Below are 10,250 nucleotides of genomic sequence, written 5' to 3'. Positions count from 1 at the left end.
CCGGCCGCAGCCGGTGACGGCGCCCGCGGTGCTCGCCCCCGCGCCGCCGCCGACCCCGCCCCCGGTGCCGGGAGCGGGCTCCGGCGGTACGGGGGGCCGCATCGTGGTGGACGTCGGCGGCAAGGTCCGGGATCCCGGTGTGCGGAGGCTGCCCGGCGGCTCACGGGTGGAGGACGCGCTGGCCGCGGCCGGGGGAGTGCGGCCGGGCACCGACACCACCGGGCTCAACCGGGCCCGGGTCCTCGTGGACGGCGAACAGGTGCTGGTGGGCGTCACCGCGCAGCCGGCCCCCGGTGGTGGCGCGGCTTCCGCCGGCGGACCGGGCCCCGGCCCGCTGAGCCTCGGCAGCGCGACCGCCGAGCAGTTGGACGGGCTGCCGGGGGTGGGCCCGGTGCTGGCCCGGCACATCGTGGAGTTCCGTACCGCCCGGGGCGGGTTCCGGGCCGTGGAGGACCTCCGGCAGGTCGACGGCATCGGCGAGCGCCGGTTCGCCGAGCTGCGAAAGCTGGTGCGGCTGTGAGCGCCGCCGGGACGCCGGGGTCGGGGGCCGGGGCCGGGGCTGGGGCTGGGGCTGGGTCGGAGAGTGCCGGTCTGGAGAGTGCCAGGCCGGGCGGTGCCGGGTCGGGCGGTGCCGGGCCCGGAGGTGCCGGTCTGGAGGGTGCCGGGTCGGGCGGTGCCGGGCGGCAGGCCGTCGTGCCGGAGGGTGTCGGGTCGGCGGGGGCCGGGCCGAAGGAGGCCGGGTCGGGGGGTGTTGGGCCGGAGGGCGCCGGGGCTGTGGATGTGCGGCTTGTGGGGCCTGCTCTGGCCGTTTGGGGGGCGGCTGCCCTCGGGTTGGGGGTGCCGGGCGGGTGGTGCGTCCTCGGGGTGGGGGTCGCGGTGGTCGTGGCAGGGGTGTCGTTGGTGGCGGGGTGCCGGGGGGCGGGGCCGGGGTGGCGGGCCGCGACGGCCGTGGCCGCCGCCCTGCTGTGTGCGGCCGCCGGGGCCGGGGTGGCCGGGCTGGAGCGGTCCGCGGCGCGGGCGGGGCCCGTGGCCCGGCTGGCCGGGGAGCACGCCCGGGTGGACGCCGAGCTCACCGTGGGTTCCGACCCGCGCGCCGCCCGCAGCGGGAGCGGGCCGCCCGTGGTGGTGCTGGACGCGGTGGTGACCGGGGTGACCGGCCCCGACGGTGCGCGGACCCGGGTGGAGACCCCGGTACGGGTGCTGGCCGGGCATCCGCGGTGGGCCCGGCTGCAGCCTTCGACCCGGGTCTCGGTGGTGGCCCGGCTGGCACCGGCGCGGGACGGGGAGCGGGCCGTGGCGCTGCTCCGGCCGGCCGGGGACGTCCCGCCCCGGGTGACGGGCGGGCCCGACTCCGTGCAGCGGGCCGCCGGGAGGCTGCGGGCCGGGCTGCGGGAGGCCTCCGACGGGCTCCGGGGGGACGCCCGGGCCCTGCTGCCGGGGCTGGTGGTCGGGGACACCTCGCGGGTCCCGCCCGACCTGCACGACGCCTTCGAAGCCACCGACCTGCTGCACCTGCTGGCCGTCTCCGGGTCGAACCTGACCGTGGTGCTCTACCTGCTCATCGGGTCCCCGGGGCGGGCCCAGTACGTGGAGCGGAGCGGGCTCGCGCCCCGGCTGGGGCTGTCGCTGCGGTTCACCGCCCTGTGCGGGGCGGTCCTGACGCTGGGTTTCGTCGTGGTGTGCCGGCCCGACCCGAGCGTGCTGCGGGCCGCCGCCTGCGGGGCGGTGACGCTGCTGGCCCTGGCCACCGGGCGGCGCCGGTCCCTGCTCCCGGCCCTGGCCGCCGCCGTGCTCCTGCTGGTGCTCTACGACCCCTGGCTGGCCCGCTCGTACGGGTTCCTGCTCTCGGTGCTGGCGACCGGGGCGCTGCTCACCCTGGGGCCCCGCTGGGCCGGGGCGCTGCGGGCGCGCGGTGTGCCGGCGCGGCTCGCCGAGGCCCTGGCGGCCGCGGCGGCGGCGCAGGCCGTGTGCGCGCCGGTGGTGGTCGTGCTGTCGGCCCGGGTGAGCCTGGTCGCGGTCCCGTGCAACCTGCTGGCGGAGCCGGCGGCGGGGCCGGCCACGGTGCTCGGCTTCGCCGCGCTGGCCGCCGCCCCGCTGTCCATGCCCGTCGCGGAGCTGCTGGCCCGGTGCGCGGGGGTGCCCGCCGGGTGGATCGCGTCCGTGGCGCGGGCCGGGGCGCGGCTGCCGGGGGCGGAGCTGCCGTGGCCGGGCGGTCCGGGAGGGGGCCTGCTGCTGGCCGTGGCCGCGGCGGCCGTGGTGGGGCTCGGGGTGAGGTTCGGGCGGCGGCGCGGGGTGCGGGCCGCCGTGGCGGTGCTGCTGCTCGTCGCGGTGCTGCGGCCGCCGCAGTTGACCCGTACGCTCACCGGCTGGCCGCCGTCCGGCTGGAGTTACGTCCAGTGCGCGGTGGGCCAGGGGGACGCCGCCGTCCTCGCGGCGGGGCCGGGGACGGCCGTCGTGGTGGACGCCGGACCGGAGCCCGGCCCGGTGGACGCCTGTCTGCGCGCCCTCGGTGTGAAACGCGTCCCATTGCTGCTGCTGACGCACTTTCACGCGGACCACGTGGGCGGGCTGTCCGGGGTGCTCCGGGGCCGCTCCGTGGGTGTGATCCAGACCACCGCCGTGGCGGATCCGCCCGGGCAGGCCGCGCTGGTGCGGCGGACGGCGGCGGCCGCCGGGGTGCCGGTGGTGGCGGCCGTGCCGGGGGAGCGGCGGCGGGCCGGGCCGCTGGAGTGGCGGGTGCTCTGGCCGCCGGCCGTCGGGCCTGCTCCGCAGGGGCCCAACGACGCGAGCGTGGCCCTGCTGGCCCGCACCTCGGGGCTGACGTTCCTGCTGCTCGGCGACCTCGAACCGCCGTCCCAGCAGGCCCTGCTGAGGGAACATCCGGAGCTGGGGCCGGTGGACGTGCTCAAGGTCGCCCACCACGGCTCGGCCCATCAGGATCCCGCCCTCATGGACCGGATCCGGCCACGGCTCGCTCTGGTCCCGGTGGGCGCGGACAACCGCTACGGGCACCCGGCGCGCGGTACCCTCGCACGGCTCGAAGCCCTTGGGGCGGCTGTGCTGCGCACCGATGAGGACGGCTCCGTGGCCATCTGCGGCAGCGGCCTCGGGATGCGCGCCTTCCCGGCCGGGCGGCGTCCGAAAAGGCGCGGTCATACCGGGCGTGACCGCTCTGTTTGCCCACAACCCGACAGCATGATCGAATGCGTCTTCGCCAGAACCGACCAAGTACACACAGCACGGGGGTGCATCAGCCATGTTCGGTCGCCGACGGGGGACGGATACGGCCGGGAGCGGAAGTTCACAGACGTCCGCCACACTGACTCTGCCGCCCACGGCACGCCTGTTGAGCTGCCGGGTCCTCGACACCGTCCACCAGCCCATCCGCCAGGCCAAGTTCGAGGTGACCGACCCGATCGGCCGACGGGTGGTCAGCGGGGAGACGGATCCGTACGGGGGGTTCACGGCGGCCATGCCGGAGGGGGAGTACCGGCTCTCGGTCAGCGCCGAGGGGTACGCGCCGTTCCACGGGGCGACGCTCGTGGGGGATCCCGCCCAGCCGGGTACCGCGGAGATCATCCTGGACTCGGTGGAGCCGCCGGTGCTCCCGCAGCCGGGCCACTGGGAACTGGACCCGACGCACTCGTCGATCGGGTTCACCGCGAAGCACATCGGCTTCGCCCGGATCCACGGCCGGTTCACCACCTTCGCCGGAGCGGTGCGGATCGCGGAGCGGATGGAGGACTCCTCCATGCACGTCATCCTCGACGCGGCGAGCATCGACACCGGGCTGCGGATGCGGGACGACCACCTGCGGTCGGCGGACTTCCTGGACGCGGCCCGGTACCCGACGGTGGAGTTCTACAGCGAGCGGTTCATCCACCGCGGCGGCAGCCGCTGGGCCGTCGCGGGCGCCCTGACCCTGCACGGGGTGAGCCGTACCGTCACCCTGGACACCCGGTACCTGGGCGTCGGCACGGGCCTGGAGGGCGAGCCGCGCGCCGCCTGCCGGGCCACGGCCGAGCTGAACCGCGAGGACTTCACCCTGAACTGGCAGTCGATGCTGGCCCAGGGGATCGCGGCGATCGGTTCGAGCGTGGAGGTGGCGCTGGACGTGCAGATCGTCCACAAGGCCTGAGGCGGGCGCGTCCGGCCGGCTCAGGGGGCTTCGAGCCAGCCGTCGTACGAGGCGGCGAGCTCGTCCAGGACGGCGGCGTCGAGCCGCTGCCGGGGGTCCTCCAGGACCACCAGCCACTGGGCGTCCTCGGCGTCGTCCTCGCCGGCCAGGGCGTCGCGCACCAGCTGGGGTTCCTCGGGGAGGCCGAAGCGGTCCACGGCCTCCCGGGCCACCTCCTCGGCGGCGTCGCGATCGGGCAGGACGAGTACATGGCGCAGGTTCACCGCATCATTCTCCTGCACCGGGGGCCGGGCGCTGTCAGTGCGCCGTGGGATGCTGGGTCCGATGGCCACCAGGAAGAACCCCACCGACGATCCCCTCGCCCCGATCACCCTCGCGGTGGGGCAGGAGGACCTGCTGCTCGACCGCGTCGTCCGGGACGTGGTGAAGGCCGCCCGCGCGGCCGACGCCGACACGGACGTGCGGGACCTCACCTCCGACCAGCTCCAGCCCGGCACCCTGGCCGAGCTGACGAGCCCGTCGCTCTTCTCCGAGCGCAAGGTCCTGATCGTGCGGAACGCGCAGGACCTCGGCGCGGACACGGTGAAGGAGGTCAAGGCCTACGTCGCCGCCCCGTTCGAGGAGATCGCCCTCGTCCTCCTCCACGCGGGCGGGGTCAAGGGCAAGGCCGTCCTGGACGCCGCCCGCAAGGCGGGGGCCCGGGAGGTCGCCTGCCCGAAGATGACGAAGGCCGCGGACCGGCTCTCCTTCGTCCGGGCGGAGTTCCGGGCGCTGGGGCGTTCGGCCACCCCCGAGGCCTGCCAGAACCTGGTCGACGCGATCGGGGCCGACCTGCGGGAGCTGGCGAGCGCGGCGGCGCAGCTGTGCGCGGACGTCGAGGGCACCATCGACGAGGCCGTGGTGGGCCGCTACTACACCGGCCGGGCGGAGGCCTCCAGCTTCACCGTCGCCGACCGGGCGGTCGAGGGGCGGGCCGCGGAGGCCCTGGAGGCCCTGCGCTGGTCGCTGGCCACCGGGGTGGCGCCGGTGCTGATCACCAGCGCGCTGGCGCAGGCCGTCCGGGCGATCGGGAAGCTGGCCTCCGCCCCGCGCGGTGCCCGGCCCGGCGACCTCGCCCGGGACCTCGGGATGCCGCCGTGGAAGATCGACCGGGTCCGGCAGCAGATGCGGGGCTGGTCGGCGGACGGGGTGTCCGAGGCGCTGCGGGCCGTCGCGCTGGCCGACGCGGGGGTCAAGGGCGGCGGGGACGATCCCGAGTACGCGCTGGAGAAGGCCGTCGTCGCGGTGGCGCGGGCCGCGAGGGCCTCGCGGGGGCGGTAGGGGTTCCGTCGTTCCCTCTGGGGGCTCCGCCCCCAGACCCCCGCGCCTCAAACGCCGGCGGGGCTGGAATGGGCGCGGCACGGCTGGATGTGCGAAGGCCCCGGCCTCTGCCCTGGGGAAGGGCTGAGGCCGGGGCCTTCGGTCACTGCTGTGTGCGCCGCACCCGCGTGGCGAACGCAGGCCGCGTGCGGCGCGGGGTGCCGGTCAGGAGCGGGAGAGAGGGCCCGCTGGGTCCGTCCCGGCGTTCACATCGAGTGCGGAACCTCAGATGGCGGCAACCTTGGAGGCCAGCGCCGACTTCTTGTTGGCGGCGGCGTTCTTGTGGATGACACCCTTCGAGACGGCCTTGTCCAGCTTCTTGGAAGCCAGGCGGGCCGCAGCGGTGGCCTTCTCCGCGTCGCCGGCGAGGATGGCCTCGTTGGCCTTGCGGATGAAGGTGCGCAGCTCGGACTTGACCGACTTGTTGCGAAGGCGAGCCTTCTCGTTGGTCTTGTTCCGCTTGATCTGGGACTTGATGTTCGCCACGAAAGAGCCTTTTCAGGTTCAGAGTATTTTTCCGGATGTGCCCCGTCTGCTTGAGAGGGCATGCGAGACACAGCCACCCAGACTACCAGGCACGCTTCGACCGGCCCAAACCGAGCGCATCGCCCGGTCCATGGGACCATGGGAGCCTGCGTACCGTTCGACAGCAGACCCGACAGCGACCCGAGAATCAGGACACTGCGTGCCCGCCATCCCCAGCCACGTGCCCGAGCCGAGCCGTACCGACCCGGCGCTGATCCGTAATTTCTGCATCATCGCGCACATCGACCACGGCAAGTCGACCCTCGCCGACCGGATGCTCCAGCTGACCGGTGTCGTCGACCAGCGGCAGATGCGCGCCCAGTACCTCGACCGCATGGACATCGAGCGTGAGCGCGGCATCACGATCAAGTCGCAGGCGGTCCGTCTGCCCTGGTCGCCCACCGAGGGCGCGGGGACCGGCACCACGCACATCCTGAACATGATCGACACCCCGGGTCACGTCGACTTCACCTACGAGGTCTCGCGCTCCCTCGCCGCGTGCGAGGGCACGGTCCTGCTGGTGGACGCCGCCCAGGGCATCGAGGCCCAGACCCTCGCCAACCTGTACCTGGCGATGGAGAACGACCTCGCGATCGTCCCGGTCCTGAACAAGATCGACCTGCCGGCCGCCCAGCCGGAGAAGTTCGCCGAGGAGCTGGCGAACCTGGTCGGCTGCGACCCCGACGACGTCCTGCGCGTCTCGGCGAAGACCGGCCTCGGCGTCGACGCGCTGCTCAACCGCGTGGTCGAGAAGGTCCCGGCCCCGGTCGGCGTCAAGGACGCCCCGGCCCGCGCGATGATCTTCGACTCGGTCTACGACTCGTACCGCGGCGTGGTCACGTACGTCCGTGTCGTCGACGGCACGCTCAACAAGCGCGAGCGCATCCGGATGATGTCCACCGGCGCCACGCACGAGCTGCTGGAGATCGGCACCAACTCGCCCGAGATGCTCCCGGCCGACGGCCTGTCCGTCGGCGAGGTGGGCTACCTGATCACGGGTGTGAAGGACGTCCGCCAGTCCAAGGTCGGCGACACCATCACCCAGCAGACCGGCGGCGCCACCGAGTCCCTCGGCGGCTACAAGGACCCGAAGCCGATGGTCTTCTCGGGCCTGTACCCGCTCGACGGCTCGGACTACCCGGAGCTGCGCGAGGCCCTGGACAAGCTCCAGCTCAACGACGCCGCGCTCGTCTACGAGCCGGAGACCTCGGCGGCGCTCGGCTTCGGCTTCCGCGTCGGCTTCCTCGGCCTGCTCCACCTGGACGTGGTCCGCGAGCGCCTGGAGCGCGAGTTCGGCCTCGACCTGATCGCCACCGCGCCCAACGTGGTCTACCGGGTGGTGCTGGAGGACGGCAAGGAGGTCACCGTCACCAACCCGAGCGAGTTCCCCGAGGGCAAGATCAAGGACGTCTTCGAGCCGGTCGTCCGGGCCACCGTCCTCGCGCCCACCGAGTTCATCGGCGCGATCATGGAGCTCTGCCAGACCCGCCGCGGCACCCTGCTCGGCATGGACTACCTCTCCGAGGACCGCGTCGAGATCCGCTACACGCTCCCGCTCGCGGAGATCGTGTTCGACTTCTTCGACCAGCTGAAGTCCAAGACGCGCGGTTACGCCTCCCTCGACTACGAGCCCACCGGCGAGCAGGCCTCCAGCCTGGTCAAGGTGGACATCCTGCTGCACGGCGACAAGGTCGACGCCTTCTCCGCCGTCTGCCACAAGGACGCGGCCTACGCCTACGGCGTGCGCCTGGTCGCCAAGCTGCGCGAGCTCATCCCGCGGCAGGCCTTCGAGGTGCCGATCCAGGCGGCCGTCGGCTCCCGCGTCATCGCCCGCGAGACCATCCGCGCCATCCGCAAGGACGTCCTCGCCAAGTGCTACGGCGGTGACATCTCCCGTAAGCGGAAGCTGCTGGAGAAGCAGAAGGAAGGCAAGAAGCGCATGAAGATGGTCGGCTCCGTGGAGGTGCCGCAGGAGGCCTTCATCGCCGTCCTCTCCAGCGACGACTCCGGCGCCAAGAAGAAGTAGCCGCGGCCGTTCCCATGTCGCGCGAAAAGGGTCCACATGCACACGCATGGGGGCCCTTTTCGTTATGAAGCGGCCGCTCGGGGGCCCTTACGCACCGGGCGGGCGGCCTCTACCCTGATCAAAGCTCGATGGTTACCGGCCAGTTAACCGGCCGGTAATGAAACCGGTAATGAAACATGCCAGCCGCGTACCCGGTGGCTGCACCCCGCCAGTCCCAAGCGCCCCACGCCCACGCCCTGGCCGCGTGGACCCGGTCCGGAGGATGTCGTGAGCGACACACAGACCTTGATCGAGAACCGCCCGCCCACCGTGGCGGCCCTCTTCCTTGACCGCGTCGCCGCCACACCGAACGGGGAGGCCTACCGCTACCCCGTCCCCTCGGCCCGCCCCGGGGGAGGGCCGGACGACTGGAAGTCGCTCAGCTGGCAGCAGGCCGCCGACCGGGTCTTCGCCATCGCCGGCGGACTCATCACCCTGGGCCTGCGCCCCGAGGAGCGCGTCGCCCTCGCCTCCAACACCCGCGTCGAGTGGATCCTCGCCGACCTGGGCGTGATGTGCGCCGGCGGCGCCGTCACCACCGTCTACCCCAGCACCAACGCGGACGAGTCCGCCTTCATCCTCTCGGACTCCGAGAGCCGGGTGCTCATCGCCGAGGACGCCGCCCAGCTGGCCAAGGCCCGCGAGCGCCGCGCCGACCTCCCCGACCTGCGCCACGTGGTCGTCATGGAGGCCGCCGACGCGGTCCCCGCCGAGGGCGACCCGGAGGGCTGGGTGCTCTCCCTCGCCGACCTGGAGGAGCGCGGCAGGGAGTACCTCGGACAGCACCCGGCGGCGGTCAAGGACCGGATCGCGGCCATCACCGCCGACCAGCTCGCCACCCTCATCTACACCTCGGGCACCACCGGCCGCCCCAAGGGCGTCCGGCTCCCGCACGACAACTGGTCGTACATGGCCAAGGCCACCGTGGCCACCGGCATGATCAACAGCGACGACGTCCAGTACCTGTGGCTGCCGCTCGCGCACGTCTTCGGCAAGGTGCTCACCTCCGGCCAGATCGAGGTCGGGCACGTCACCGCCGTCGACGGCCGCATCGACAAGATCATCGAGAACCTGCCGGTCGTCCAGCCCACCTACATGGCGGCCGTCCCGCGCATCTTCGAGAAGGTCTACAACGGCGTGGCCGCCAAGGCCCGGGCCGGCGGCGGCGCCAAGTACAAGATCTTCCAGTGGGCGGTCGGCGTCGCCCGCGAGTACGCCAAGGTCACCCAGGACAACTACCGCCGCACCGGCCGGGCCACCGCCCCCTTCGGCCTCGCCACCAGGCACAAGGTCGCCGACGCGCTCGTCTACTCCAAGCTCCGCGAGGCCTTCGGCGGCAAACTGCGCGCCGCCGTCTCCGGCGCCTCCGCCCTCGCCCCCGAGATCGGCTACTTCTTCTCCGGCGCCGGCATCCACATCCTGGAGGGCTACGGCCTCACCGAGTCCAGCGCCGCCTCCTTCGTCAACCCCGGCGAGGCGTACCGCACCGGCACCGTCGGCAAGCCCCTGCCCGGCACCGAGGTCCGCATCGCCGACGACGGCGAGGTCCTGCTGCGCGGCCCGGGCATCATGCAGGGCTACCACCGCCAGCCCGACAAGACCGGCGAGGTCCTGGAGAGCGACGGCTGGCTGCACACCGGCGACATCGGCGAGCTCTCCCCGGACGGCTACCTGCGCATCACCGACCGCAAGAAGGACCTGATCAAGACCTCCGGCGGCAAGTACGTCGCCCCCGCCGAGATCGAGGGCCAGTTCAAGGCGATCTGCCCCTACGTCTCCGCCATCGTCGTCCACGGCGCCGACCGGAACTTCTGCAGCGCCCTGGTCGCCCTCGACGAGCCCGCCATCCTCGGCTGGGCCGCCGAGAACGGCCTGGAGGGCAGGACGTACGCCGAGGTCGTGGCCGCGCCGGAGACCGACCGCCTGATCGAGACCTACGTACAGACCCTCAACGAGAACCTCCAGCGCTGGCAGACGATCAAGAAGTTCCGGATCCTGCCGCGCGACCTGGACGTCGAGCACGGCGACCTCACGCCCAGCCTCAAGCTGAAGCGGCCCGTCGTCGAGCGCGAGTTCAAGCACCTCATCGAGGAGATGTACGCGGGTTCCCGCGAGGCCTGAGCGAGGGCGTAAACGACCATGGGGCGGTGCGGGACAATGGGC

General features: G+C 73.4%; 7 protein-coding genes and 1 pseudogene. 6 read left to right on the top strand and 2 right to left on the bottom strand.

What is annotated here, in order from left to right; genetic code table 11:
- The 3 genes and pseudogenes from AB0O29_RS13205 to AB0O29_RS13195 all read left to right on the top strand — a co-directional run.
- A partial coding sequence (locus AB0O29_RS13205; RefSeq protein WP_365150630.1) for a helix-hairpin-helix domain-containing protein occupies window positions 1–520 on the top strand: 520 nt, incomplete at its 5' end.
- 254 nt (window positions 521–774) lie between these two features.
- Window positions 775–3,120, top strand: a pseudogene (locus AB0O29_RS13200) (ComEC/Rec2 family competence protein); the annotation flags it as partial.
- A gap of 136 nt (window positions 3,121–3,256) precedes the next feature.
- Complete coding sequence (locus tag AB0O29_RS13195; protein WP_365150627.1) at window positions 3,257–4,138, top strand: YceI family protein; 882 nt, start codon at window positions 3,257–3,259, stop codon at window positions 4,136–4,138.
- A gap of 20 nt (window positions 4,139–4,158) precedes the next feature.
- On the opposite strand, the gene AB0O29_RS13190 is transcribed toward AB0O29_RS13195, so the two are convergent.
- Entirely contained in the window at window positions 4,159–4,401 is a 243-nt protein-coding gene (locus tag AB0O29_RS13190) for a hypothetical protein (RefSeq protein WP_365150624.1), read from the bottom strand.
- A gap of 61 nt (window positions 4,402–4,462) precedes the next feature.
- On the opposite strand from AB0O29_RS13190, the gene holA reads away from it, so the two are divergent.
- Window positions 4,463–5,458 carry a DNA polymerase III subunit delta gene (gene holA / locus AB0O29_RS13185; RefSeq protein WP_365150621.1) on the top strand — a complete coding sequence of 332 codons (996 nt, stop codon included), beginning with the start codon at window positions 4,463–4,465 and terminating at the stop codon, window positions 5,456–5,458.
- 264 nt (window positions 5,459–5,722) lie between these two features.
- On the opposite strand, the gene rpsT is transcribed toward holA, so the two are convergent.
- The gene (rpsT, locus tag AB0O29_RS13180) at window positions 5,723–5,983 is read right to left on the bottom strand and encodes a 30S ribosomal protein S20 (RefSeq protein WP_030030523.1); all 261 of its coding nucleotides are present in this window, start codon (window positions 5,981–5,983) and stop codon (window positions 5,723–5,725) included.
- 199 nt (window positions 5,984–6,182) lie between these two features.
- On the opposite strand from rpsT, the gene lepA reads away from it, so the two are divergent.
- Window positions 6,183–8,048, top strand: a complete 1,866-nt coding sequence (gene lepA, locus AB0O29_RS13175; protein WP_365150618.1) for a translation elongation factor 4 — start codon at window positions 6,183–6,185, stop codon at window positions 8,046–8,048.
- Window positions 8,049–8,315: 267 nt separating this feature from the next.
- Window positions 8,316–10,208, top strand: coding sequence for a long-chain fatty acid--CoA ligase (locus tag AB0O29_RS13170; protein ID WP_365150615.1), 1,893 nt, complete (start codon window positions 8,316–8,318; stop codon window positions 10,206–10,208).
- The last annotated feature ends 42 nt before the right edge of the window (window positions 10,209–10,250 follow it).

The sequence above is a fragment of the Streptomyces sp. NPDC089915 genome, from assembly GCF_040684675.1.
Classification (GTDB): Bacteria; Actinomycetota; Actinomycetes; order Streptomycetales; family Streptomycetaceae; genus Streptomyces.
This window is presented reverse-complemented; position numbering and strand designations above follow the sequence as displayed.

Excerpts from the sequence above, each read along its gene's own strand:
- AB0O29_RS13195 (WP_365150627.1), top strand. The coding sequence starts at position 3,257 with ATGTTCGGTCGCCGACGGGGGACGGATACGGCCGGGAGCGGAAGTTCA.
- holA (WP_365150621.1), top strand. The coding sequence starts at position 4,463 with ATGGCCACCAGGAAGAACCCCACCGACGATCCCCTCGCCCCGATCACC.